General features: G+C 67.3%; 24 protein-coding genes. 8 read left to right on the top strand and 16 right to left on the bottom strand.

Features of this window, described 5'->3' with window-relative positions; translation table 11 throughout:
- The first annotated feature begins 117 nt into the window (after positions 1-117).
- Both G6N34_RS01890 and G6N34_RS01885 read left to right on the top strand, forming a co-directional pair.
- Entirely contained in the window at positions 118-1,767 is a 1,650-nt protein-coding gene (locus G6N34_RS01890) for a DNA repair helicase XPB (RefSeq protein WP_085150229.1), read from the top strand.
- On the top strand, positions 1,764-2,120 hold the full coding sequence (locus G6N34_RS01885; protein WP_085150227.1) for a VOC family protein: 357 nt from the start codon (positions 1,764-1,766) through the stop codon (positions 2,118-2,120). Before G6N34_RS01890 ends, G6N34_RS01885 begins: the two co-directional genes overlap by 4 nt.
- A gap of 134 nt (positions 2,121-2,254) precedes the next feature.
- Here the strand turns inward: G6N34_RS01885 and G6N34_RS01880 are convergent, their stop codons facing one another.
- The 4 genes from G6N34_RS01880 to G6N34_RS01865 all read right to left on the bottom strand — a co-directional run bounded on the left by G6N34_RS01880 (position 2,255) and on the right by G6N34_RS01865 (position 5,580).
- The gene (locus G6N34_RS01880; RefSeq protein ID WP_085150225.1) at positions 2,255-2,731 is read right to left on the bottom strand and encodes a VOC family protein; all 477 of its coding nucleotides are present in this window, start codon (positions 2,729-2,731) and stop codon (positions 2,255-2,257) included.
- A gap of 117 nt (positions 2,732-2,848) precedes the next feature.
- Positions 2,849-3,994: a thiolase family protein gene (locus G6N34_RS01875; protein WP_085150223.1), complete on the bottom strand. Its 1,146-nt coding sequence runs from the start codon at positions 3,992-3,994 to the stop codon at positions 2,849-2,851.
- A gap of 13 nt (positions 3,995-4,007) precedes the next feature.
- Positions 4,008-4,424 carry a Zn-ribbon domain-containing OB-fold protein gene (locus G6N34_RS01870; RefSeq protein ID WP_085150221.1) on the bottom strand — a complete coding sequence of 139 codons (417 nt, stop codon included), beginning with the start codon at positions 4,422-4,424 and terminating at the stop codon, positions 4,008-4,010.
- A gap of 163 nt (positions 4,425-4,587) precedes the next feature.
- Complete coding sequence (locus G6N34_RS01865) at positions 4,588-5,580, bottom strand: LLM class F420-dependent oxidoreductase (RefSeq protein WP_085150219.1); 993 nt, start codon at positions 5,578-5,580, stop codon at positions 4,588-4,590.
- A gap of 75 nt (positions 5,581-5,655) precedes the next feature.
- Between G6N34_RS01865 and G6N34_RS01860 the strand changes: the two genes are divergently transcribed.
- Positions 5,656-6,081, top strand: coding sequence for a pyridoxamine 5'-phosphate oxidase family protein (locus G6N34_RS01860; RefSeq protein WP_085150217.1), 426 nt, complete (start codon positions 5,656-5,658; stop codon positions 6,079-6,081).
- Between the two features lies 1 nt (position 6,082).
- Here G6N34_RS01860 and G6N34_RS01855 read toward each other — a convergent pair whose 3' ends face one another.
- The 4 genes from G6N34_RS01855 to G6N34_RS01840 form a co-directional block, all read right to left on the bottom strand.
- Positions 6,083-7,552: a class I adenylate-forming enzyme family protein gene (locus tag G6N34_RS01855; RefSeq protein WP_085150215.1), complete on the bottom strand. Its 1,470-nt coding sequence runs from the start codon at positions 7,550-7,552 to the stop codon at positions 6,083-6,085.
- 5 nt (positions 7,553-7,557) lie between these two features.
- Positions 7,558-8,697 (bottom strand): serine hydrolase domain-containing protein, encoded by a 1,140-nt coding sequence (locus G6N34_RS01850; RefSeq protein WP_085150213.1) that lies wholly within the window; start codon positions 8,695-8,697, stop codon positions 7,558-7,560.
- A gap of 92 nt (positions 8,698-8,789) precedes the next feature.
- Complete coding sequence (locus G6N34_RS01845; protein ID WP_085150211.1) at positions 8,790-10,937, bottom strand: 3-hydroxyacyl-CoA dehydrogenase NAD-binding domain-containing protein; 2,148 nt, start codon at positions 10,935-10,937, stop codon at positions 8,790-8,792.
- Between the two features lie 14 nt (positions 10,938-10,951).
- Complete coding sequence (locus G6N34_RS01840) at positions 10,952-12,163, bottom strand: acetyl-CoA C-acetyltransferase (RefSeq protein ID WP_085150209.1); 1,212 nt, start codon at positions 12,161-12,163, stop codon at positions 10,952-10,954.
- A gap of 447 nt (positions 12,164-12,610) precedes the next feature.
- Between G6N34_RS01840 and G6N34_RS01835 the strand changes: the two genes are divergently transcribed.
- Complete coding sequence (locus tag G6N34_RS01835) at positions 12,611-13,801, top strand: pyridoxal phosphate-dependent aminotransferase (protein WP_085150207.1); 1,191 nt, start codon at positions 12,611-12,613, stop codon at positions 13,799-13,801.
- On the opposite strand, the gene G6N34_RS01830 is transcribed toward G6N34_RS01835, so the two are convergent.
- Positions 13,766-14,683: an LLM class F420-dependent oxidoreductase gene (locus tag G6N34_RS01830; RefSeq protein WP_085150205.1), complete on the bottom strand. Its 918-nt coding sequence runs from the start codon at positions 14,681-14,683 to the stop codon at positions 13,766-13,768. The two genes, G6N34_RS01835 and G6N34_RS01830, sit on opposite strands and share 36 nt — an antisense overlap.
- Positions 14,684-14,794: 111 nt before the next feature.
- Between G6N34_RS01830 and G6N34_RS01825 the strand changes: the two genes are divergently transcribed.
- From G6N34_RS01825 to puuE, 3 genes are read left to right on the top strand one after another with little or no spacing between them, the layout of a single operon-like run.
- Positions 14,795-16,015 (top strand): DUF6986 family protein, encoded by a 1,221-nt coding sequence (locus tag G6N34_RS01825; RefSeq protein ID WP_085150203.1) that lies wholly within the window; start codon positions 14,795-14,797, stop codon positions 16,013-16,015.
- Complete coding sequence (gene alc, locus G6N34_RS01820) at positions 16,012-16,974, top strand: allantoicase (RefSeq protein ID WP_085150201.1); 963 nt, start codon at positions 16,012-16,014, stop codon at positions 16,972-16,974. The genes G6N34_RS01825 and alc overlap by 4 nt, the downstream gene beginning before the upstream one ends.
- Before the next feature lie 17 nt (positions 16,975-16,991).
- Positions 16,992-17,888, top strand: coding sequence for an allantoinase PuuE (puuE, locus tag G6N34_RS01815; protein ID WP_085150241.1), 897 nt, complete (start codon positions 16,992-16,994; stop codon positions 17,886-17,888).
- On the opposite strand, the gene G6N34_RS01810 is transcribed toward puuE, so the two are convergent.
- From G6N34_RS01810 to G6N34_RS01790, 5 genes are all read right to left on the bottom strand, one after another.
- Positions 17,873-18,586, bottom strand: a complete 714-nt coding sequence (locus tag G6N34_RS01810) for an aspartate/glutamate racemase family protein (RefSeq protein WP_085150199.1) — start codon at positions 18,584-18,586, stop codon at positions 17,873-17,875. The genes puuE and G6N34_RS01810 overlap by 16 nt on opposite strands.
- Positions 18,583-20,067, bottom strand: a complete 1,485-nt coding sequence (locus tag G6N34_RS01805) for an NCS1 family nucleobase:cation symporter-1 (protein WP_234812797.1) — start codon at positions 20,065-20,067, stop codon at positions 18,583-18,585. Before G6N34_RS01805 ends, G6N34_RS01810 begins: the two co-directional genes overlap by 4 nt.
- Positions 20,068-20,218: 151 nt before the next feature.
- Positions 20,219-20,947 carry a GntR family transcriptional regulator gene (locus G6N34_RS01800; RefSeq protein WP_085150197.1) on the bottom strand — a complete coding sequence of 243 codons (729 nt, stop codon included), beginning with the start codon at positions 20,945-20,947 and terminating at the stop codon, positions 20,219-20,221.
- Positions 20,948-20,966: 19 nt separating this feature from the next.
- Complete coding sequence (locus G6N34_RS01795) at positions 20,967-21,404, bottom strand: SRPBCC family protein (protein WP_085150195.1); 438 nt, start codon at positions 21,402-21,404, stop codon at positions 20,967-20,969.
- A gap of 54 nt (positions 21,405-21,458) precedes the next feature.
- Positions 21,459-21,899 carry an SRPBCC family protein gene (locus tag G6N34_RS01790; RefSeq protein ID WP_085150193.1) on the bottom strand — a complete coding sequence of 147 codons (441 nt, stop codon included), beginning with the start codon at positions 21,897-21,899 and terminating at the stop codon, positions 21,459-21,461.
- Between the two features lie 62 nt (positions 21,900-21,961).
- On the opposite strand from G6N34_RS01790, the gene G6N34_RS01785 reads away from it, so the two are divergent.
- Complete coding sequence (locus tag G6N34_RS01785; RefSeq protein ID WP_085150191.1) at positions 21,962-22,315, top strand: UBP-type zinc finger domain-containing protein; 354 nt, start codon at positions 21,962-21,964, stop codon at positions 22,313-22,315.
- Here the strand turns inward: G6N34_RS01785 and G6N34_RS01780 are convergent.
- On the bottom strand, positions 22,297-22,725 hold the full coding sequence (locus G6N34_RS01780; RefSeq protein ID WP_085150189.1) for a hypothetical protein: 429 nt from the start codon (positions 22,723-22,725) through the stop codon (positions 22,297-22,299). The two genes, G6N34_RS01785 and G6N34_RS01780, sit on opposite strands and share 19 nt — an antisense overlap.
- Before the next feature lie 89 nt (positions 22,726-22,814).
- Positions 22,815-23,204: a nuclear transport factor 2 family protein gene (locus G6N34_RS01775; protein WP_085150187.1), complete on the bottom strand. Its 390-nt coding sequence runs from the start codon at positions 23,202-23,204 to the stop codon at positions 22,815-22,817.
- Between the last annotated feature and the right edge of the window lie 39 nt (positions 23,205-23,243).

Genomic DNA, 23,243 nt, shown 5'->3' with positions numbered 1-23,243 from the left:
AATGGACTGATGCCTGCGCGTTGATCACGGTGCGCAGCGATGGAGAGCGACGCCGATACCCGACGTCGCCGACGGCGGTGCTGCGCGCCGCAATGACGATGAAGAGGAGGGGCGTAGATGACTGACGGACCCCTGATCGTGCAGTCCGACAAGACGGTGCTGCTTGAAGTTGACCATGAGCAGGCCAACGATGCCCGTGCGGCCATCGCGCCGTTCGCCGAACTCGAACGTGCCCCCGAACACGTGCACACCTATCGGATAACTCCGCTGGCACTGTGGAACGCCCGCGCGGCCGGCCACGACGCCGAGCAGGTCGTCGACGCCCTGGTGTCCTTCTCCCGCTATCCCGTGCCGCAACCGCTGCTGGTCGACATCGTCGACACCATGGCGCGCTACGGGCGCCTGCAGTTGGTCAAGAGCCCGGTGCACGGACTGACGCTGGTGAGCTTCGACCGTGCGGTGCTCGAAGAGGTGCTGCGCAACAAGAAGATCGCGCCGATGCTGGGCGCCCGCATCGACGACGACACCGTCATCGTGCACCCCTCCGAGCGCGGCCGGGTCAAGCAGATGCTGCTCAAGATCGGATGGCCCGCGGAGGACCTCGCGGGTTACGTCAACGGCGAGGCCCATCCGATCGAACTGGACCAGGACGGCTGGGAGCTTCGGGACTACCAGCAGATGGCGACCGACTCGTTCTGGGCCGGCGGTTCCGGCGTCGTGGTGCTGCCCTGCGGTGCGGGCAAGACCCTGGTCGGTGCCGCCGCCATGGCCAAGGCCGGAGCGACGACGCTGATCCTGGTCACCAACACCGTGGCGGGTCGGCAGTGGAAACGCGAGTTGATCGCCCGGACCTCGCTCACCGAGGAGGAGATCGGCGAGTACTCGGGCGAGCGCAAGGAGATTCGCCCGGTCACGATCGCGACCTACCAGGTCATCACCCGTCGCACCAAGGGCGAGTACAAGCACCTCGAACTGTTCGACAGCCGTGACTGGGGCCTGATCATCTACGACGAGGTGCACCTGCTGCCCGCGCCGGTGTTCCGGATGACGGCCGACCTGCAGTCCCGCCGCCGCCTGGGCCTGACCGCCACGCTGATTCGCGAGGACGGCCGGGAGGGCGACGTGTTCAGCCTGATCGGGCCCAAGCGCTACGACGCGCCGTGGAAGGACATCGAGGCCCAGGGCTGGATCGCCCCGGCGGAGTGCATCGAGGTGCGTGTCACGCTCACCGAGAACGAGCGGATGCTCTACGCCATCGCGGAACCCGAGGAACGCTACAAGCTTTGCTCCACAGCACATTCCAAGATCGCAGTGGTGAAGTCCATCCTGGACCACCACCCCAACGAACCCACTCTCGTCATCGGCGCCTACCTGGATCAGTTGGAGGAGCTCGGCGCCGAGTTGGACGCGCCGGTCATCCAGGGGTCCACCAAGAACGCCGAACGTGAGGCGTTGTTCGACGCGTTCCGCAGCGGTGAGGTCCGCACCCTGGTGGTCTCCAAGGTCGCCAACTTCTCCATCGACCTTCCCGAAGCTTCTGTGGCGGTGCAGGTTTCGGGCACGTTCGGTTCGCGTCAGGAGGAGGCCCAGCGCCTGGGCCGGCTCCTGCGCCCCAAGGCCGACGGCGGCGGGGCCATCTTCTACTCAGTGGTCTCGCGCGACACCCTCGACGCCGAGTACGCGGCGCACCGGCAGCGCTTCCTCGCCGAGCAGGGGTACGGCTACATCATCAAGGACGCCGACGACCTGCTCGGTCCCGCCATATGACGGTCCGTCGGGTGGTGCCCGTCCTCACCGTCGACGACCTGCCCGCGGCCACCGCGCAGTACGCCGACATGCTGCGACTCAAGGTGGTCATGGACCACGGCTGGATCGTCACCCTCGCCGACGATCAGCACCGGCACCAGCTCAGCCTGATGACCAAAGATGCCACCGCACAGGTCAATCCGGTGGTCTCGGTCGAGGTCGACAGTCTTGAGGCATTGGACGCCGCGCATGAGTCGGCGGTGTCGGCGGGGCTGCAGATCGTCCACCCACTCAGCGATGAGGAGTGGGGCGTCCGGCGGTTCTTCTTCGCCGACGCGTCGGGCAAGGTCGTCAACGTGCTCGCCCACCGCTGAGCTGTCCCCGCGAGCGCGCTTGCTTCTCCCCGCGAGCGGCGGGTCTGTACGGGGACGCCCCTGCACGCGGGGGACCCCAGCCGTCGCGGGCGGACCAAAGCGGACCCTCATCCGGCATCAGGGCGGGCAGGGCGTCACACCCCGGCGACCGCAGCCTCCAACTCGGCCACCACGATCTTGTGCATCTTGTACATCGCCGCATTCGCCGCAGTCGCCCTCGCCGGGTTCGGATCCTCGACCAGTTCGTAGAGCCGCTCCGGCACGATCTGCCAACTCAGCCCGAAACGGTCCTTGAGCCAGCCGCACTGAGACTCCTGGCCGCCGTCGGTCAATTTGGACCAGTAGTAGTCCACCTCGTCCTGGTCGGCACAACGCACCTCGAACGACACCGCCTCGGTGAACTGGAAGATCGGGCCACCGTTGATCCCAATGAACTCGTTGCCGTCGAGCACAAACCGTCCGTAGGCGACCTCACCAGCGACGTCGGGATTGGCGTCGGTGTAGCGGGTGAACTCCCCGACCGACGAGTTCGGGAACACCGACGCATAGAACTCAGCGGCCTCTTCGAGGTTTTTGTCGAACCACAAGCAGGGCGTGATTTTTGTCGTCATACCCAGACTGACCGGGGCCGCGCGCAGAACTCATCGCGGCGAGCGTCCGCTCAGTGTCCGACGAGCGCGCGCGTTGGTACGCCAAACACGGTTGGGGTCCCGCTCGCGGGGGAAGAACTACAGGCTGAGGATGGTCGCCGATGCGGTGCCGGGCGCGCCGTACACCTGCGCCAGGCCGACGCGCGGCGAACCGGGCACCTGACGGTCGCCGGCCTCACCACGAAGCTGGCGCACCAGTTCGTGCATCTGCCGCAGACCCGAGGCGCCGATCGGCTCACCGTTGGCGATCAGGCCGCCGTCGGTGTTGATCGGGATCGAGCCGTGGATCTCGGTGGCCCCGTCGGCCAGCAGCTTCTCCTGCTCACCGTCGGCGCACAGCCCGGTCTCGGCCATGTGGATGACCTCGGCACCGGCGTCGGTGTCCTGCAACTGGGCGATGTCGACGTCCTCGGGCCCGATGCCTGCGATCTCGTAGGCGGCCTTGGCGGCGTACACCGTGGGCGACGGATCCTCGTCCAGCGGAGCCGACGTGGCGTGCACCTCGTACGCACCGAATGTGCGGGTCCGGATCTCCGAGGCCTTGACGAACACCGGCTTGTCGGTGAACTTGTGCGCGATGTCAGCGCGGCACATGATGACCGCTGCCGCGCCCTCATCGGGTGCGCAGAACATGTACTGCGTCAACGGGTAGTTCAGCGCCGGCGAGTTCAGGATCTCCTCGACCGAGATCTCCTTGCGACGGAACGCATTCGGATTCTTCGCGCCGTTGCGGAAGTTCTTGTTGGCCACGCGCGCCAGGGTCTCCTGGCTGATGTTGTGGTCGTGGATGTACTTGTTGGCCTTCATCCCGAAGAACTTGGTGGTGACGAACTGCCCGTTCTCGGCGTACCACTGCGGGAGCGCGAGCTTGGCCGGGTCGTCGGTGAAGGCACCGCGCGGATGCTTGTCCAGACCCACCGCGACGCCGATGTCGTACTTGCCGAGGCGGATGGTGTCAGCGGTCTGCTGGATCGCGCTGGCCGAGGTGGCGCACGCGTTGAACACATTGGTGAACGTGATGCCAGTCAGGCCGACGAGGCGGGTCACCGAGTCGGGGTTGGACACCTCGTAGCTTCCACCGAAGCCGAACTGGATGTCCTTCCACTCGACACCGGCGTCCTTGAGCGCCAGGCGAATAGCCTCGGCGCCCATCTGAACTGCGGGCTTGTCGAAACGGCCGAAGGGGTGCAACCCCACGCCGATGATCGCGACGTCATTGGACATTGCAGGTGCCTCCTCAGACCGGCTGGAACGCGAACGTGACGACTTCGTTGCCCTCGTCGTCTGTCGTGAACGGGATCATCGTGAGCTCGACCTCTTGGCCGAACTGCAGCTTGGCGGGGTCGTTCTCGGTCAGTCGGCCCTCGACGCGAATCACGTCGCCGAGTTGGACCAGGCCCACGCCGAACGGCACGAACTCCTTGCCCGTGGGGCCCGCGTACGGTGCGCCCGGGGCGAAGCCCTGGGTGGTCCACGCGATCACCGTGCCGCGCCGCGGCAGCAACACGTTGGACATATCGGCACCGCTGCACTTGGGGCAGTGGTCCTGGACCGGGAACACCGTGGCCGAGCAGGTGCCGCACTGACTACCGATCAGCTGCGGGTTCTCTTCGGGCCAGGTGGAGATTTCGGGCGCGAGCGCCTTTTGGGGCATGGACGATCCTCCGCAGTCGTGACCAATAATGCGCTTGCGGAATCGTACAACAGCATTAACGAAAAGTGGAAACCCCATTCTCCCCATTGCGAGCGTGCGCAGAAACGGGCTGGATGACGGCGTGTCGGCCGGCGACCCGCACGCTCGCGGGAGAAAAGGAGGCCTACTGCAGCGCGGGCATGACCTCGCGCTCAAACAGTTCGATCCCTGAGCGGTCGTAGGCCGCCTCCGGGAAGTAGCAGATGACGTACTCGCAGCCCAGGTCGCGCAGGTTGGTCAGGGTCTCGACGAGCTGCTCCGGGGTGCCGGCGCCGGACTGCGGGGAATTCATCGAGCCGATCATCGCGTCGGCCGCCGGTTCGCCCGCCAGGTCGGTGATCCGCGACCGCACGCGGCCCAGCCGATCCTTGACATCGGCCGCAGACGTGCCGACGACGGCGTTGATGTTCACCGACCGCACGATCGCGTCGAAGTCGGTGCCGACATCGCCACAGTGGTCGGCCAGCACGCGGGACTTGTGGGCGAAGCCCTCCGGCTCCGAGGTGAAGTTCGTGTACTGCGCATACTTCGCCGCGATCCGCAGCGTGACCTTCTCCCCACCGCCGGCGATCCAGAGCGGAATGCCATTGTCCTGCAGCGGCTTCGGCTGCACGATGGCACCATTGACCTGATAATGCTTGCCGTCGAAGCTCACCACGCCGTCACGCCACGCGTCGCGCATGATCTGGACGCCCTCGTCGAGGCGCGCCAACCGCACCCCCGCGGACGGGAATCCGTATCCGTAGGCCCGCCATTCGTGCTCATACCAACCGCCACCGATGCCCATCTGGATCCGGCCGCCGGAGATGAGGTCGGCCGTCGCGGCCACCTTGGCCAGGTACGCCGGGTTGCGGTAGCTCATGGCCGTACACATCTGGCCCAGCTTGATGCGGGAAGTGGTGGCGGCGTAGGCCGACATCAGCGACCACGCCTCGTGGGTGGCCTCGGCCGTGGGCACCGGCACGGTGTGGAAGTGGTCGTAGACCCACAGCGAGTCCCACGCGGATCCGTCGTCGGCGTACTGCGCGAGGGAACGCATCACCTCCCACTGCTTCGCCGGTTCAATGCCAACCAGATCGAGTCGCCAACCTTGCGGGATGAACAGTCCGAAGCGCATGGATGCGACTGTAGTCCCGTCGGCCAGGTCGGCAAGGAGGTCGTTCGGAGCGTCCCACGGACGTAGCGTGGATTCATGGCTCTTTCCCAAGAAGAACGCGAACAGTTTCTGGCCGAGCCGCACATCGCGGCACTGTCCGTCGCCGCGGGCGACAACCACGGTCCACTCACCGTGCCGATCTGGTATCAGTACTCCCCCGGCGGCGAACCGTGGATCCTCACCGGACCCGCCTCCCACAAGGCGCGCCTGATCGAGGCGACGGGATTCTTCACGCTGATGGTCCAGCGCGCTGAACCCACCGTCCGGTACGTCACGGTCGACGGCGCGGTGAGCCGGATCGAACCCGGCACCGACGCGCAGTTGGAGGAGATGACGCGCCGGTACCTGTCGGGCGCGGCCGCCGACAACTACCTGGAGTTCGCGCGCCGGGAACTCGGCGCGCAGGTGGCGATCCGCCTGCAGCCGCAGCGCTGGTACTCCGCGGACCTCGGCGCGCTCTGACTCACTCCGTCGCGGCGTACAGCGCCGCCACCGCGGGGATGCTCACCTTCAGCGACGGCGTGCGGGGCAGCTCGTCGACGACGACGATCGCGACCGGCACATGGTGGCGGGGCAGCGCGGCCCGGACATACGCGATCAGCTCAACCTCCTCCGGGTACGTGCCCGGAACGGGTTCGACGGCGGCGAAGGGCACCTGCCCCAGCCGCTGATCCGGAACCCCCACCACGCCGGCATCGCGCACACAGGGATGCGAGATCAGTGCATTCCGAACAGTTTCCGGCAGGATCTTGAACCCGCCGCGGTTGATCGCACCGTCGGCTCGTCCGTGCAGCGTGATGAAGCCGTCCTCGTCGATCGAGGCGACGTCGGTGGTGTGCACCCAGTCTGGCCCGAGCAGAGGGACCTTGGCCTCCAGAATCCCTCGCGCGCCGACAGGAAGTTCCGAACCCGAGTCGGCGTCGACGATTCGCACCCGCACTCCCGGCAGGGCGCGCCCCGAACTCTCCCGCTTGTGCGCCCCGAACTCGCGATACAGATCGGGAGTCCACGAGCACACCGAGCCCGCGAATTCGGTTGCGCCGTAAGCGGTGAGCACCGGAATGCCATACTTCGCCTCGAATGCGTCGCGGGTCGCGACATCCAGCGGTCCCGATGCGCTCATGACGTACTGCAGTGACGACAGTTCCTCCGCAGGCACGTCGGCGTCGAGCAGCATCCGCACCACGGCGGGTTGCACGCCGACGCGCTGCAGACCGTACCGCTTGACCACGCGCACCCACTCGTCAACGCTGAACCGCTCCAGCAGCACCATGCGCTTGCCGACGTAGACGCCCGTGACCAGCTGACACACCCCGCCGATTCCGCCGAGTGGCCAGTAGGACATCTCCGGCGGCTCGTCGGCGTCGGCCTGCCCTCCGGTCACGCTGTACACCGTGTGTTCGAGGACTTCGGAACGGATCACGAAATGCTTTGGCGGACCGGTTGTTCCGCTGGTGAGGATGGCCAGCGCCCCGTCGAGGACAGCCCGTGGCCGTGTGCTGTCGGCACGCTCGAGTGAGGTCACGCCCGTCGGTCCGTCCGGGGACAGCGCCACACCCGCACCTCCGGTGCGGCGCACGGCCTGCACCACCGGGTCCGTCCAGTCCTCGACGTCGGCGAGGACTGCCGCGGCGTCGAGCCGCGCGATGTCGGCGGCGATCGCCTCGGGCGACTGGAAAGAATAGATCATCGCGACCGGACGACCCGCGGCGATCATGCCGATCGTCGCGGCGGCGTGTGGGTAGCGGTTGCGCACCACCAGTCCGATCGGAGCGTCCCGCGCGACACCGGCCCGGTCCAGGCAGACCCCGATCCGGCGGCCGTACTCAGCAACCTCGTCTCCGGAATGCCACCGTCGCTCGAACTCGATGCACGGCGCCGCACCATAGCTCGCCAAACCAGCCGCGAACCTTTCGGTAAAGCTCTCGGTCACGCGGGTTATTGTGCCCTGTCCGCGCACGCGGCGTTCGTCGCCCAGAACTCGTCGAATCCCTCCTGAGCACCGGCCAGCTCGCGTTGGGTCAACAACACCGCCACCGAGCCGTCGGGATCCACGTGCCCCGTGGTCCCGCTGCCGCCGATCCAGCCCCATCGCCCGGGGCGCATCCATGGCCGTGCCGACTCCACGTCAACACCCACGCCCATACCCCAGGACACCCCTGGGCCGAGGATGTCCAGGCCCTGCCTGCGCTGCTCGGCGGTGAGCTGGTCCGTGGTCATCAGACGCACCGTTTCGGGTCGCAGAACAGAACCGCCGCCATCTGCCATCGCCGAGAAGAAGCGCAGCAGATCGGTTGCGGAGGAGACCAATCCGCAGCTGAGATCCTCGAATGGCGGCGGTCGCAGGAATGCACCAGCCGGTAAATCGATCGCCTCGACACCGTCGTCGGTCGGCCGATACGGAGTCGGCAGCCGGTCGGCCTGCTCGACCCAGAATCCGGTGTCCGCCAAGCCGAGCGGCCCGGTGATCCGGTCGGCCAGCAACTCCGCCAATGTCATCTCAGTTGCACGGGCGAGCAGCACGCTGAGCACCTTGAACGGCATGTCATAGAGCCACCCGGTGCCGGGATGAAAGGCCAGCGGCACCTCCGCCAAACGCCGGATGAACTCGTCGCCGGTCAGCTGCGGCGGCACCGGGCCAGATCCGATCTCGCGCTCGTCGATCGCGGACTGCAGCGGGCAGGGTTCGAACACCACACCCCACCCGGCGGTCATGGTCAGCAGGTGCGCGACGGTGATGGGCCGGTTGGCGGGTTCGGTGTCCGACAGGGCACCGTCCACCCGGCCCAGTACGACCGGATCGGCAAGTTCTGGCAGCCAGCAACGGATTTCGTCATCCAGGCGCAGCACCCCGTCGTCCATCAGGGCCAGCGTGAGCGCGGCGCCGAGCGGCTTGCTCAGCGACGAGATCCGAAACGGGGTGTCTCGCACGATGGGTGAGGCGGCCGCGCCGAACGAGGTCCGGCCCGAGACGTACACCTCGTCGAGGCCCCCTCGACGGATGGCCGCGGCATACCCGGGCACTCGGCCGGTGGCCACGTCGCTGTCGAGGACTGCCCAGAGATCTTCATTCCGCATACCTGTACAGACCCGGCAGACCGCCTGAACTCATCGAGAGACGACGAAGCCCCCGGAATCGTTGTGATTCCGGGGGCTTCGCGCTGGACGGACTAGCTGGTCAGCGATGCCGGCGGGTTGAAGCGGTCGCCGTAGCGCTCGGCCAACTGCTTGGCGCGGGCCACGAAGGCCTCCTTGCCGACGCCCAGTTCACCCTGGTAGCCCACGATGAACTGCGCGCTGCCCCCGGTGTACGGCGGGAAGCCGATGCCCAGGATCGAACCGATGTTCGCGTCGGCCGTCGAGGTCAGCACGCCCTCGTCGATGCACTTCTGGGTTTCCAGAGCCTCGGCGAACAGCATGCGGTCGATGGCGTCCTGCAGCGGGATCTCGGTCGAGCCGGAGTTGAAGGTCTCCGCCAGGCCCGGCCACAGGCCGACCCGCTTGCCGTCGACGTACTCGTAGAACCCGGCGCCCTTGAGCCGCGACGGACGACCGATCTCGATCATCTTGTTGACGACCTCTTCGGCCGGGTGCGCCACGTGGGTGCCGCCCGCCGCCTCGGTCGCCTTGCGGGTCTCGGTGGCGATCTTCTGCATGAGCTCGAGGTTGAGCTCATCCGAAAGCTGCAGCGGCGCAGCCGGGTACCCGGCCTGCGCGCCCGCCTGCTCGATGGTGGTGGCGGGGACACCCTCGCCCAGCATGGCCAGCGCCTCGTTGACGAAGGTGCCGATGACACGCGAGGTGAAGAAGCCACGGCTGTCGTTGACCACGATCGGGGTCTTCTTGATGGCCAGGGTGTAGTCGAACACCCGGGCCAGCGCCTCGTCGGAAGTCTTCTCGCCCTTGATGATCTCCACCAGCGGCATCTTGTCGACGGGTGAGAAGAAGTGGATCCCGATGAAGTCCTCCTGGCGCTTCACGCCGGTCGCCAGACCGGTGATCGGCAGGGTGGAGGTGTTCGAGCCCAGCAACGCGTTCGGCTCGACGATGTCCTCGATCTCCTGGAACACCTTGTGCTTGAGTTCGGTGTTCTCGAAGACGGCCTCGATCACGAAGTCGACGCCCGCCAGATCAGCGGCATCGGCGGTCGGGTGGATCCTGGAAAGCAATGCAGCAGCGCGTTCTTCGGTGGTCTTGCCGCGCTTGAGCGCCTTGGCCTCGATGCCCTCGGAGTACGCCTTGCCCTTCTGGGCGGCCTCGATCGTGACGTCCTTGAGCACGACGTCATAACCGGCCTTGGCCGACACGTAGGCGATACCGGCGCCCATCATGCCCGCGCCCAGCACGCCGATCTTCTTGATCTCCTGCTTGGCGATGCCGTCGGGACGCGAGGCGCCGCCGTTGATGGCCTGCATGTCCAGGAAGAACGCCTGGATCATGTTCTTGGCGGTCTGGCTCGTGACCAGGCTGACGAAGTAGCGGCTCTCGATGCGGGTGGCGGTGTCGAAGTCGACCTGCGCACCCTCGATGGCCGCGGCCAGGATGGCACGCGGTGCGGGCATCGGCGCACCCTTGAGCTGCTTGCGCAGCAGCGCCGGGAACGACGGCAGGACCGCGGCCAGCGCGGGGCTGGACGGGGTGCCGCCGGGCATCTTGTAGCCCTTGGCGTCCCACGGCTGGGTGTGCGACTCGGGGTTGGCCTTGATCCACGCCTTGGCGGCGGGAATGAGCTCCTCGACGCTGCCGACCAGTTCGTCGACCAGGCCGATCTCCTTGGCCTTGGCCGGCGAGAAGCGGGTGCCCTGGCTCAGGACCTCCATGAAGGCCTTCTGGATGCCGAACATGCGCACGGTGCGGGCCACGCCGCCTCCGCCGGGCAGCAGGCCCAGGGTGACCTCGGGCAGGCCGATGACCACGCCGCGGACATCAGCCGCGATGCGGTGATGCGTCGCAAGGGCGATCTCCAGGCCGCCGCCGAGGGCCGCACCGTTGATCGCGGAGACGACCGGCACGCCGAGGGTCTCGAGCGCGCGCAGGTCGGCCTTGATGAACTCGACCTCGGCGAACGACTCAGCGGCGTCCTCGGGGCCGACGGTCAGCATGCCCTTGAGGTCACCGCCGGCGAAGAAGGTCTTCTTCGCGCTGGCGATCACCACGCCGGTGATCGAATCCTTCTCCGCCACAAGTCGTTCGACGGCGTTGTGCATCGACTCCTTGTAGTGCTCGTTCATCACGTTGGCCGAGCCGGTCGGGTCGTCCAGCGTCAGCGTGACGATGCCGTCGGCATCCTTGTCCCACTTGATGGTGTTCTCTGCCATGTTTCTGCTCTTTCCTACACGCGCTCGATGATGGTGGCCACGCCCATGCCGCCGCCGACGCAGAGCGTGATCAGCGCACGCTTGGCGCCGCGCCGCTCGAGCTCGTCGACCATGGTTCCGGTGATCATGGCGCCGGTGGCGCCCAGCGGGTGGCCCATCGCGATGGCGCCACCGTTGACGTTGAGCTTCTCGTCGGGGATGTTGAGGTCCTTCTGGAACTTCAGCACCACCGAGGCGAACGCCTCGTTGAGCTCGAACAGGTCGATGTCGTCGACCGTCAGACCCGCGCGGTCCAGCACCTTCTGGGTGGCGGGCGTCGGGCCGGTCAGCATGATGGTTCCGTCGGCACCGCTGGTGGCGGTGGCCACGACGCGGGCGCGCGGGGTCAGACCCTGCGAGGCGCCTGCCTTCTCGGAGCCGATCAGCAGCAGCGCGGCACCGTCGACGATGCCCGAGCTGTTGCCGCCGTGGTGGACGTGGTTGATCTTCTCGACCCAGTGGTACTTCTGCAGCGCCACGTCGTCGAAGCCGCCCATCGCGCCGATTCCCTCGAAGGCGGGCTTCAGCTTGGCCAGGCCCTCGAGGGTGGTTCCGGGACGCATGTGCTCGTCCTGGTCGAGAATGACGAGGCCGTTCTGATCCTTGACCGGGACGACGGACTTGGCGAAGTAGCCGCCCGACCACGCTGCCGCGGCACGCTCTTGGCTGCGCAGCGCGTAGGTGTCGACGTCCTCGCGGGAGAAGCCCTCCATGGTGGCGATCAGGTCGGCGCCGATGCCCTGCGGGGCGATGTAGTTGTCATAGGTGAAGGCGGTGTCGGAGAACATCGCGCCACCGTCGGAGCCCATCGGGACGCGGCTCATCACCTCGACGCCACCGGCCAGCACCAGGTCGTCCCAGCCGGAGCGGACCTTCTGTGCGGCGATGTTGACGGCTTCCAGGCCCGAGGCGCAGAAGCGGTTGAGCTGCACGCCACCGGTGGTGTCGGGCAGGCCGGCCGCGAGCACCGCGGTGCGGGCGATGTCGCCGCCCTGATCTCCGACGGGTGAGACGCAGCCCAGGACGACGTCGCTGATCAGGGTCTCGTCCAGGCCGGGGAACCGGCTGCGGATCTCTTCGATGAGGCCGACGACCAGGCTCAGCGGCCTGACCTCGGTGAGCGACCCGCCACGCTGCTTACCGCGCGGCGTGCGGATGGCCTCGTAGATGAAGGCTTCTTCGGACATGTAGATACTCCAGGTCCTGTTCAGGTTGGTTATCGCAGACCTGCGTCGACCGCAGTCCTGCGCGGAGGGTAGTCCTCTGAGCGGCCAGCCTAGCAGGCTCCCCCAACCCGTTGGTTGGGAGATTTCTCACGGGCCGCTTCCAGACCGCCGACTCTCCCCCTCGAACAAGCCCGAGTGAGACAATTGGCAGAACGCATTTTAACAGTCTGTGCCCAGACGTGGCCATTTTGCATGACCTATTGCGGCGGAGTTGTGGCTGAAATCAGAATCATCCCTAACTGACTGAGATTCGCGCGGACCCTGCCGTGCGAGCAGGGCCGGGATCCCGCCAGCCGGCAGTCGCACACCTACCTCCGCGAGCAGACATGTTCTCGCACGAATCGCGGCCACAGCGTGCGAGTTCATGTCTGCTCGCGCCAATGGAGTCGGCCACTAGGGTGGGCAACCATGACGGTGACGCGGTTGCAGCCGTATGCGGTGACGATCTTCGCCGAGATGTCGGCGCTGGCCGCCCGGATCGGGGCGGTCAACCTCGGCCAGGGCTTCCCCGACGAGGACGGCCCGCCCTCGATGCTCAAAATCGCCGAGAACGCGATCGCCGAGGGCGTCAACCAGTACCCACCCGGCCTGGGTATCGCGCCGTTGCGGGAGGCCATCGCCGCGCAGCGCAGCAGGCACTACGGCGTCGAATACGACCCGAACACCGAGGTGCTGGTGACCGTCGGCGCCACCGAGGCCATCGCGGCCAGCATCATCGGCCTGGTCGAGCCCGGCTCAGAGGTCGTGCTCATCGAACCGTTCTACGACTCCTACTCCCCCGTGGTCGCCATGGCCGGCTGTCACCGCGTGACGGTGCCGCTGGTCCCGAACGGCCGCGGTTTCGCCCTCGACATCGACGCGCTGCGGGCCACGGTCGGCCCGCGCACCAAAGCCATCGTCGTCAACTCCCCGCACAACCCCAGCGGCACGGTGCTGAACCACCAAGAGCTCTCAGCACTTGCGGCGCTGGCCGTCGAGAAGGACCTGCTGGTCATCACCGACGAGGTGTACGAGCACCTGGTGTTCGACACCACCCACCTGCCGCTGGCCTCGTATCCGGGCATGGCCGAGCGCACCGTGACCATCTCGAGCGCTGCCAAGATGTTCAACTGCACGGGTTGGAAGATCGGATGGGCCTGCGGTGCACCGCATCTCATCGCTGGGGTGCGCGCCGCCAAGCAGTACCTCAGCTACGTCGGGGGTGCGCCGTTCCAACCGGCCGTGGCGCATGCGCTCAACACCGAAGACCAGTGGGTACGGGGGCTGCGTGACTCGCTGCAGCTCAAACGGGACAGGCTCAGCACCGCCCTGACCGACATCGGGTTCGACGTGCACGAGAGCGCGGGCACCTACTTCCTGTGTGCCGACCCTCGACCGCTGGGCTACGACGACAGCACCGAGTTCTGCAGGCAACTGCCGCACACCGCGGGGGTGGCCGCGATTCCACTGTCGGCGTTCTGCGATCCGAACGGGCCGCACTTCGCCGAATGGAACCATCTGGTGCGCTTCGCATTCTGCAAACGCGACGACACCCTGGACGAGGCGATCAACCGCCTCGAGGTGCTAAAGGGCGGCCGCGACGCGCCAAAGAGCCTCTAGCTCAACTGGATTGTCCCGTTTGAGCGGTGAGATGACGACGTCACTGGCCCCCGCGTCGCGGTAGGCCGACAGCTTCTCGAGCACCTCGTCGTGCGATCCGACGATCGCCAGATCCGCCGCCGACGTCAGGCCCTCCCGCGCGACGACCTTCTGATACGACGGGATGGTGTCGTAGAAGCTCAGCGCGGCCCGGGCCGCCGCCAGTCCGGCATCGCGATCGTCGGTCACCAGAACGGGTGCGGCGGCGATGACGCGCGGGGTGGGCCGCCCGGCCTTCGTGGCCGCGTCCGTGATCGTCGGCACGATGAAGTCCTTGATCGTCCGGGGGCCTGCCAGATACGGCAGTGTGCCGTCGGCCAGCTCCCCGGTGATCTGCAGCGCCTTGGGCCCCATCGCGGCGACATACAGCGGCACCGGGTGTCCGCCCGCCACCTGCACGGGCCACTCCGGCACGGCCGTGATGTGCTCGCCGCGCACGTCGACATCGTCACCGTCGAACACCGCACGCAGCACCTGCAGGTGTTCGCGCAGGCGTGCGACCGTGCCCGCCGGGTCGATGCCGAAGGTGCGCTGCTCGATGGCGTGCGCACCCAGACCCAGGCCGAGGCTGAAGTGGCCGTGCGTCGCGGCCTGCGCGGTCTGCGCGAGCGACGCGACGATGAGCGGGTGGCGAGGGTTGATCGGCACCACGGACGTGCCGACGCCGAGTCCGGGGACCGCGGCGCCGACGACAGCCGCGAGCGTGATCGCATCGGTGTCCAACTGCTGGGCCAGCCAGATCTGGCGGACGCCGAGGTCGTAGGCCCGGCGGGCCTGGTCGATCACGTCGTCGACCACATTGGCGACATTGGGCAGCGGGGAGAGAAAGATTCCAGTGGGCATGACTGTGCCAACCACAAGCGGCGCCGACAGCTTCCCCAGCAATCAGGGCGATCGCATCTTCTGCGCGCCTGTCGAGACGCACCGAACCACAACTTCTGTGACGATGGGCAGATGGCAGAACCCGGCAACCCGATCGCGCCGGCGCTGCTGGCCCGCATCGACGATCTTCTTTCCGAGGTCGATGCCGAACTCGCATCGCACTATCCAGGCGGCGGCGACGACGGCCAACCAGTGCACACCGTCTACCTCAGCGCGGCCGGCGCGGGCGCCGACACCCCTCACCGCTGGGGTGCCGCGGCCCTCGCCCTGCTCGACCAGCATCGCGACCTTCTGGTGGAGTTGGCCGACGAGGCCGCCGTCGACGACGTGCGGGCACGCCTTACCACGGCCCCGATCCAGGATCTGCGCCTCGACTTCGAGGACGGCTACGGGTGGCGCCCCGACGCCGACGAGGACCGCGACGCGCTCGAGGCGGGTCGCACGCTGGCCGCGCTGGGCCTGCCGACCAGCGGGGTCCGGATCAAGGGACTAACCACGGCCGAACGTCGACGGGCGATCCGCACGCTGGAGTTGGTGCTCGACGGTGCGGGCGGTGTGCCGGACGGTTTCGTGTTCACGGTCCCGAAACTTCGTGTCACACAACAGGCCACCGCGGCTGTCTGGGTGTGCGAAGCGCTTGAGCAGGCCCACGGCCTGCCGGACGGGGCACTGCGGTTCGAGCTGCAGATTGAGAGCCCGCAGGCCATCCTGGGTGCTGACGGCGCCGCGACGGTGGCCCGCGCCCTGCACGCCAGCCAAGGACGCTGCCTTGGACTGCACTACGGCACATACGATTACAGCGCCGCGTGCGGAATCTCACCACAACAGCAGGCCCTCGACCACCCCATCGCCGACCACGCCAAGGCCGTGATGATGACGGCCGCGGCGCAGACCGGGGTGCGCGTCGCCGACGGGTCGACTCAGGTCATGCCGGAGGGCACCGGCCAGCAGGTGCGCGCGGCACTGGTCCGCCACCACGGCCTGGTCACCCGATCGCTGCAGCGCGGGTACTACCAGGGCTGGGATATGCACCCGGGCCATCTGGTGACGCGCTGGCTGGCCACCGGGACGTTCTTCCGTGCGGCCCTCGACGCCGCGGCACCGCGACTACAGGCCTATCTTGATCGCCGGGGCGGTGCGATCGTCGACGAACCGGCCACCGCGGAGGCGCTGGCGACGGTGGTCCTGCGCGGGCTGTCGGTCGGGGCGTTCACGTCCGACGACGTGCTCACACTCGCGCCCGACGCCGACCTGTCCACCCTACGAAACCTGAAGGAACGCAAACATTCATGACCGACTCGCCACCCGATTTCAGCTGGTTCCCCGACCTGGCGCTGCGCACGGCGGGAGGTGCGGTGCTGTGGGCCAACGACGACTCCTTCGCCGAGAAGGAGAACCTGATCAAGCCGGGGCCGTCGAAGTACCAACCCGCGACCTTCGGCCATCGCGGTCAGATCTACGACGGATGGGAGACGCGACGGCGCCGCGAACCCGGCTATGACGAGGCCATCGTGCGTCTCGGTGTCCCCGGTGTGATCCACGGCGTGGTGATCGACACCGCGTGGTTCAAGGGGAACTTCCCGCCGGAGGCCTCCCTCGACGCGCTCGAGGTGGACGGCTATCCCCCGGTCGAGGACCTGATCGCCCATCCCGGGTGGGAGCCGATCGTCGAACGCGCGAAGATCTACGGCGACAGCCGAAATCCCTTCGAGGTGTTCTCCCAGAAGCGTTACACGCATGTGCGCCTTCGGATCTTCCCCGACGGCGGCGTCGCGCGACTGCGCGTGCACGGCGAGGGTCGGCCCGATCCCGCGCTGCTGGGTCTGGGCCCGCTGGATCTGACGGCGCTGGAGAACGGCGGCCTGGTGCTGGACTGCTCCAACCGGTTCTACAGTTCGCCGCAGAACCTGATCTTTCCCGGCGTCGCCAAGGTCATGGGTGACGGGTGGGAGACCGCCCGCCGCCGTGACGACGCCAACGACTGGGTGCGCATCCAGTTGGCGGGCCGCGGGCGGATCCGACTGGCCGAGATCGACACGTCGTATTTCCTGGGCAACAGTCCGGGCGCCGCGGCGCTGAGTGGCCTGACCGACGACGGCGAGTGGGTGGAACTGCTGCCGCGCACCGACTTACAGCCCGACACACGGCATCGCCTGCTGGTGAACTCCGACGCCGCGGTGCACGAGGCGCGGCTGGACATCTATCCCGACGGTGGCCTGGCCCGGCTGCGGCTGTTCGGAGACCTCGTGTGAGCGCCTACCCGCGGGACATGGTCGGGTACGGCCCGCATCCGCCGGATCCGCAATGGCCGGGCGGCGCCGCGATCGCGGTGCAGTTCGTGCTCAACTACGAGGAGGGCGCCGAGAACAGCGTGCTGGACGGGGATCCGGCGTCGGAGACGTTCCTGTCGGAGATGACGCCCGCCGAGGCCTTTCCCGACCGGCACATGAGCATGGAGTCGCTCTACGAGTACGGGTCACGCGCCGGTCTGTGGCGCGTGCTGCGGATCTTCGAGCAGCGCGACCTGCCGCTGACGATCTTCGCCGTCGCACGGGCCATGCAGCGCAATCCCGAAGCGGTGGCGGCGTTTCAGGAGCTCGGCCACGAGATCGCCTGCCACGGCCTGCGGTGGAAGTCCTATCAGGGATGCGACGTCGACACCGAACGCGCCCACATGGCCGAGGCCGTCACGATCCTGCGCGAACTCACGGGCGCGGCACCGCTGGGCTGGTACACCGGCCGGGACTCACCACGCACCCGCGATCTCGTCGTCGAGCACGGCGGATTCGTCTACGACTCGGACTCGTACGCCGACGACCTGCCCTACTGGGTCCGCGTGCGCGACACCGACCATCTTGTGGTGCCGTACACGTTGGACACCAACGACATGCGGTTCGCCTCGCCGGCCGGGTTCGCCAACGGCGAGGAGTTCTTCGCGCACCTGCGCGACGCCTTCGACGTCCTGTACGCCGAAGGCCTTGCCGGACAGCCGAAGATGCTGTCGGTGGGCCTGCACTGCCGGTTGGTGGGACGGCCCGCGCGGGCCGCGGCACTGCAGCGATTCCTGGACCACGTGCAGGCCCATGACCGGGTGTGGGTCGCGCGGCGCATCGAGATCGCCGAACACTGGCGCTCGGTGCACCCGGCGAGTCAGCGTTCCCTGTAGCGCTTGGGTGGCGGCGGGGCGTACTCGCCGCGCTTGCCCGTACCCAGCCCCATCGTCACCAGGGACTGCACCGTCAGCGTGGCCGCCGTGACGCCGTCGACGACGGGCACGCCGATGTCGTCGGCGATCTGGGCGCACATCTCGGCCATGCCCGCACAGCCGAGCACCACGGCGTCGGAACCGTCGGACTCCACCGCGTCCCGGCACGCCTCGGTGACGATCTTGCGTGCCATCGGGTCGGTCTCGAGGTCGAGCACCGGGATCTCGCATGCATGGATGCCCCGGCAGAACCGGTCCATGCCATACCGTTCGGACAGTTCAGCCGCCCGCCCGATGGTGCGTCCCAGCGTGGTGACCACGCTGAACCCGCGGCCCAGATGACTGGCGGTGTGCATCGCGGCCTCGGCGATGCCCACGACCGGGCCGCGCGCCACCTCACGCGCCGCGTCCAGACCGGGATCACCGAAGCAGGCGATGACGTACCCGTCGACGCCCTCCTGCTCGCCGCGCGCCACCACGTCGAGCAGTCCCGGCACGCTCATCGCCTCGTCGTAGTGGCTCTCGATCGACGGTGGGCCGAACGGAGAGGTGACACCGACGACCACGGTGCCGGGACCGGCCACTGCCTGCGCACAGTGGGCGATCCCGGCCGTCATGGTCTCGGTCGTGTTCGGATTGACGACCCAGATGCGTTTCACGACACCGATTCTGCAACCAGCTTGTCCCGCGTGGCCAGCAGGTAGTACAGGCCGAAGGCCACGCCGCACCCGATGAACCAGCTGTACTGCGCCGCGGTGGACATGCCGGGCACCGTGCCGCCCAGCAGTACCGGAATGACCGCGAGGATCGCACCGACCGCGGTGGCGAGCACCGCGACCATGTTGTAACCCTTGGTGTACCAGTACTTTCCGTCCTCGTTCATGGTGAACAGGTCGTCGACCACCACCTTCTGCTTCCGCACCAGGTAGTAGTCCGCGATCAGGACGCCGAACAGCGGTCCGATGAACGCGCCCAGGGTCTCGAGCGTGTAGTGGATGACTTCGGGGTTGGCGTAGAGGTTCCACGGCGTGATCAGCACGGAACCGACCGCTGCGATCATGCCGCCTGCACGCCAACTGATCCGCTGCGGGCTGACGTTCGAGAAGTCGAATGCGGGGCTGATGAAGTTGGCGACGATGTTGATGCCGATGGTGGCGATCGAGAACGTCAACGCGCCCAGGACGATTGCGAACGTGCTGTCGATGCGGGCCACGGTCTCCACCGGGTCGGTGATCAGTTCGCCGAACACCGGCACCGTCAGCGACGCGGTGACGACCACCAGAATCGAGAACACCAGGAAGTTGACCGGCAGGCCGAGGAAGTTGCCGCGCTTGACGGCCTCGAACGACTTGCCGTACCGCGAGAAGTCGCCGAAGTTAAGCATCGGACCGGAGAAGTAGGACACCACCAGCGCGATCGCGCCGAGCATGACGGGCAGCGACGACCATCCGGTGTAGGTGACCTCACCGAGGTTGAGATCGATGGCACCCCAGCCCGCTCTGTAGATCAGATAGCCGCAGAGGATGAACATCACGACGTAGACCGCGGGACCGCAGAAGTCGATGAACTTGCGGATGGACTCCATGCCGCGCCAGAACACACAGGCCTGCAACACCCACAGCAGCAGGAAGCTGCCCCAGCCCAACAGCGACAGTCCCGCGAAGCCGTACTGCTCCACCTGCGCGTAGGGCATCAGGCCCGGGAACAGCTTGAGCAACACCACATCCAGCGCTGCCGAGGCCAGGTAGGTCTGAATTCCGTACCACGCCACCGCGATCAGACCGCGGATGATCGCCGGGATGTTAGCGCCCAGCACGCCGAACACCGTCCGGCAGATCACCGGGTACGGCACGCCGGCGGCCTGGCTGGGTTTGGCGACCAGGTTGCAGAAGTAGTTGACGATCACGATGCCCACCAGCAGCGCGACCAGGACCTGCCAACTGGCCAGGCCCAGTGCGAACAGGCTGCCCGCCGTCACGTAGCCGCCGACGCTGTGCACGTCCGACATCCAGAAGGCGAAGATGTTGTAGGAGGACCAACTCTGTTTGCCCAGTGGGGCGAGGTCCTCGTTGGTCAGGCGCGGGTCGTAACCCGGCTTGATGACGCCGCCGCCGATGGGATGGCCCGCGGCCTCGATCATGTCGTCAGCGCCGGCTGTGGCGCCGGGCGGGAGGTCCCGCGTCTCTTGTTGTGCTGCAATCTCGGTCACGGCGCTCCTCCGAAAGTGAGGTCAGGAATGCTGCGACGCTATGGAGAAGGTGTTGCCGCCGTATTTCGTCGGCGATATGCCGCTATTGCGGCCGAAATATATCTTCGGGAGCCAGCAGTCCTGAGTCCGAGGGCAGCGTGGAGATCACCTCGTTGAGGCGACGCGCATGCTCCTCCGACACCGCGAGCAGGCGGTCGGCATCGCGGGCTAGAAAGGCCGTCAGCATGTCACCGTGGTCGGCATGCAACCGCGCGCGGTCGGCGCGACTGACATGGACCATGGGCTGCACGGGTTCGGTGATGTTCCACGCCACCTCCAGCATGTGCAGCAGCCTGTGCATGCCCGACGGCCGGGTCAACGCCATATGGAACCGTCGGCTCAGACGATGGTAGGTGACCGCGTCGTTTTCCGAGACTGCCTGCGCCAATGCATCATTGAGCACGCTGATGGCGTGGTGGTCGGCGTCGGTGGCACGCCGCACCGCGGTGGCCAGGGCCGCGGACTCCAACGACTCACGCACGATGTACATCTCGCCCAACTCCTGCGCGGTCAACTGTGCGACGGAGTAGCCGCCGTTCTGGCGGTGCGCCACCAGCCCCTCACCGATCAGCGTCTTGAGGGCCTCACGCACTGGAATGTGGCTGACGCCGAGGATCTCCGCCACGTCGGCGGGCGGAATCGGTGTGCCGGGCGGTACCGCGCCTTCGAGAATCACCCGGCGCAGCTCCGTCAGGACCGTGTCGGACTGGCCGGCATCGCGGTCGGCCGCAAGCCTTTCGAGCAGCGGGGAACGCCGATGCGGGTGGGGCATCTGCGCACCTTACGACGAGTCAGCCGCGGTTGCGCGTCACGCGACTACGCAGTCGATCGATCGCGGTGTCGAGCACGATCGACTTGGCCCGCTTGAGCAGGAACCTGGGCACCGGCGCCGACGGGTCCACGGTGATGTCGAACCGCACGCGCGTCATCTCACCCTCGGGCGTCAGGTTGTACTCGGCGTGCTGCCCGCGCTGCTGGAACGTGTCCTTGGCATCCCAGACCACCCAGTCCTCGCCCCAGTGGTACTCAAGGAGTTCCCGGTCGGTGACGCCCATGAGGCGCATGGTCGCCTGCACGTGGTGCGGGCGGCCATCGGGGTGACGGTCCAGCACGGTGACGTCACGGTGCAGCTTCGACCACGACGGCAGTGCGTCCATGTCGGCGAGCGTGTCCAGGATCGCCTGCGGCGAGGCGTCGAACACGGCTTCTCGTGACGCCCGGACGGCCATGCTTCAAACGTAGCGACGGTGACCGCGCAGTGCCATCGACCCGCCGCAGCGGCGTCAGCTCTTCTTGACCTTGAGTACCTGCTTGCGCAGCCCGTCGGTGGCCGTTTCCATGCCGCCCTTGAGGGTGCGTTTGAGCAGGAAGCCGGGGATCGGCACCGACGGGTCGACGACCATGTCGAACCGGACCTTGGTCTTGTCGCCGTCGGGGGTCAACGTGTAGGTCGCGTCCTGTGCCTTCAACTGTCCCGCCGAGACCAGCGTCCAACTCACGCTGGAGTCGGTCCAGGTGTACTCGATGACCTGAACGTCGGTGAGGCCGGCGGCCTTGACCGTCATCTTGGCCTGGCGCGGGCGACCGTCGTCGTACGTGTCGATGATCTCGGACTTCTGGAACTGCGGGGACCAGGTCGGCGTCGCCTCGACATCGGCGATCACGTCCAGGATCTCCTGGGGAGTCGCCTCGATCACCACTTCACGCGAATCTTTGACAGCCATTGGCAAACCCTAGCGAAACAGATCGTGGACCCGGACGCTTTGGGCAGCAGTAGTGTCGGCACATGGGCGCCCACATCGATCCGTCGGCCACACCGAGTGGTACCGGGTGCGCGGAATGCGAGACGGCCGGCGGTTGGTGGTTCCATCTGCGCCGTTGCGCGGCGTGCGGACACATCGGCTGCTGCGACGATTCGCTGATGCGCCATGCGACGGCACACTGGCGGGCCACCGGCCACCCGGTCATCCGGTCCTTCGAGCCGGGCGAGGCCTGGTTCTGGAACTACGACACCGACGATTACGACGCGGGTCCGGAACTGGCGCCGCCACAGTCACGTCCGGCCGACCAGACCGCACCCGGCCCGCGTGGACGCGTCCCCCGCGACTGGGTGCAGCAGCTTCAGCAGCGCAGTGACTGAGCCGTCGCACGACGCGGTGTCGCGTGGTGCGCACCGCCACTGGGCACCAGCGGTGGGGTGGGCTGCTCGTCGTCGATGACACCCTGAGTCTGCACCGGGGCCTCATGGTGGAGTCGAATCCACGCACACACCGCGTCCAGACCCGCGCGGGCGTCGTAGTCCTCGCCTCGCACCACGACACGCTTCTTGCGGAACACCCTGGTTCCGGTCGCCCTGAACGACACCGGCGGGGCGTAGTGCGGCGACTGGCCGCCGTCGCGGTGCACGCACCGGATGTCGATGGCGTCGTCGAAGCGCAGGCCGAGGTCGGACTCCGCGAAGTGCGCGGTGTAGCAGATCGTGAACAGCCAACTGTTGTCTGTCCGCCGCTCACCCCGCACGATCATTCGGTCGTTGCCGATCTTCGCCATGGCCGCCTCCCGTGCCGTGCTGACACCATCAGCGTTCCGGGTGCGGGCGGGAGGATCACGCGTAGCGAACTACGCGTTGTGGCGTGCGACTACCTGCCGGCCTGTTCCATCGCCTTGGCGAACTCCACCGACATCTGCTCGGCGAAGGCGTTGACGGCTTTGAGGGGGCGCAGCATGACCGTGAACTCGTCGATCAGGCCGTCCGGCCCGGTGTGGAGGAAATCGCAGCCGTTGATGTCGAGATCGCCGACCTTGGCGGTGAAGACCAGCGCACGGTCCGCCGCGTCCGGTGCACCGATCTCGCGTTCGTAGCGCAGATCCTTGAACACCTTCTCGACCGCGGTCAGGATCACCGCGACAGTGTCGCGACCGTGGTAGGGCTTGTGCGCGATCGGGCTGCGGAACACCACGTCCTCGGCGAGCAGCGCAGGCAGGGCGTCGAAGTCGCCGGCCTCCACGGCGGCGCGGAATGCGTGCATGTGGCCACGGTAGCGGAGTGAGATCACCCGGTACGGGGT

Source organism: Mycolicibacterium confluentis (assembly GCF_010729895.1).
Classification (GTDB): Bacteria; Actinomycetota; Actinomycetes; order Mycobacteriales; family Mycobacteriaceae; genus Mycobacterium; species Mycobacterium confluentis.
This window is presented reverse-complemented; position numbering and strand designations above follow the sequence as displayed.

Bases quoted from the DNA above. Each gene is read 5' to 3' on its own strand.
- G6N34_RS01890 (WP_085150229.1), top strand. From the start codon at position 118: ATGACTGACGGACCCCTGATCGTGCAGTCCGACAAGACGGTGCTGCTT.
- G6N34_RS01885 (WP_085150227.1), top strand. From the start codon at position 1,764: ATGACGGTCCGTCGGGTGGTGCCCGTCCTCACCGTCGACGACCTGCCC.
- G6N34_RS01880 (WP_085150225.1), bottom strand. From the start codon at position 2,731: ATGACGACAAAAATCACGCCCTGCTTGTGGTTCGACAAAAACCTCGAA.
- G6N34_RS01875 (WP_085150223.1), bottom strand. From the start codon at position 3,994: ATGTCCAATGACGTCGCGATCATCGGCGTGGGGTTGCACCCCTTCGGC.
- G6N34_RS01870 (WP_085150221.1), bottom strand. From the start codon at position 4,424: ATGCCCCAAAAGGCGCTCGCGCCCGAAATCTCCACCTGGCCCGAAGAG.
- G6N34_RS01865 (WP_085150219.1), bottom strand. From the start codon at position 5,580: ATGCGCTTCGGACTGTTCATCCCGCAAGGTTGGCGACTCGATCTGGTT.
- G6N34_RS01860 (WP_085150217.1), top strand. From the start codon at position 5,656: ATGGCTCTTTCCCAAGAAGAACGCGAACAGTTTCTGGCCGAGCCGCAC.
- G6N34_RS01850 (WP_085150213.1), bottom strand. From the start codon at position 8,697: ATGCGGAATGAAGATCTCTGGGCAGTCCTCGACAGCGACGTGGCCACC.
- G6N34_RS01845 (WP_085150211.1), bottom strand. From the start codon at position 10,937: ATGGCAGAGAACACCATCAAGTGGGACAAGGATGCCGACGGCATCGTC.
- G6N34_RS01840 (WP_085150209.1), bottom strand. From the start codon at position 12,163: ATGTCCGAAGAAGCCTTCATCTACGAGGCCATCCGCACGCCGCGCGGT.
- G6N34_RS01835 (WP_085150207.1), top strand. From the start codon at position 12,611: ATGACGGTGACGCGGTTGCAGCCGTATGCGGTGACGATCTTCGCCGAG.
- G6N34_RS01830 (WP_085150205.1), bottom strand. From the start codon at position 14,683: ATGCCCACTGGAATCTTTCTCTCCCCGCTGCCCAATGTCGCCAATGTG.
- G6N34_RS01825 (WP_085150203.1), top strand. From the start codon at position 14,795: ATGGCAGAACCCGGCAACCCGATCGCGCCGGCGCTGCTGGCCCGCATC.
- alc (WP_085150201.1), top strand. From the start codon at position 16,012: ATGACCGACTCGCCACCCGATTTCAGCTGGTTCCCCGACCTGGCGCTG.
- puuE (WP_085150241.1), top strand. From the start codon at position 16,992: ATGGTCGGGTACGGCCCGCATCCGCCGGATCCGCAATGGCCGGGCGGC.
- G6N34_RS01805 (WP_234812797.1), bottom strand. From the start codon at position 20,067: ATGATCGAGGCCGCGGGCCATCCCATCGGCGGCGGCGTCATCAAGCCG.
- G6N34_RS01800 (WP_085150197.1), bottom strand. From the start codon at position 20,947: ATGCCCCACCCGCATCGGCGTTCCCCGCTGCTCGAAAGGCTTGCGGCC.
- G6N34_RS01795 (WP_085150195.1), bottom strand. From the start codon at position 21,404: ATGGCCGTCCGGGCGTCACGAGAAGCCGTGTTCGACGCCTCGCCGCAG.
- G6N34_RS01790 (WP_085150193.1), bottom strand. From the start codon at position 21,899: ATGGCTGTCAAAGATTCGCGTGAAGTGGTGATCGAGGCGACTCCCCAG.
- G6N34_RS01785 (WP_085150191.1), top strand. From the start codon at position 21,962: ATGGGCGCCCACATCGATCCGTCGGCCACACCGAGTGGTACCGGGTGC.
- G6N34_RS01780 (WP_085150189.1), bottom strand. From the start codon at position 22,725: ATGGCGAAGATCGGCAACGACCGAATGATCGTGCGGGGTGAGCGGCGG.
- G6N34_RS01775 (WP_085150187.1), bottom strand. From the start codon at position 23,204: ATGCACGCATTCCGCGCCGCCGTGGAGGCCGGCGACTTCGACGCCCTG.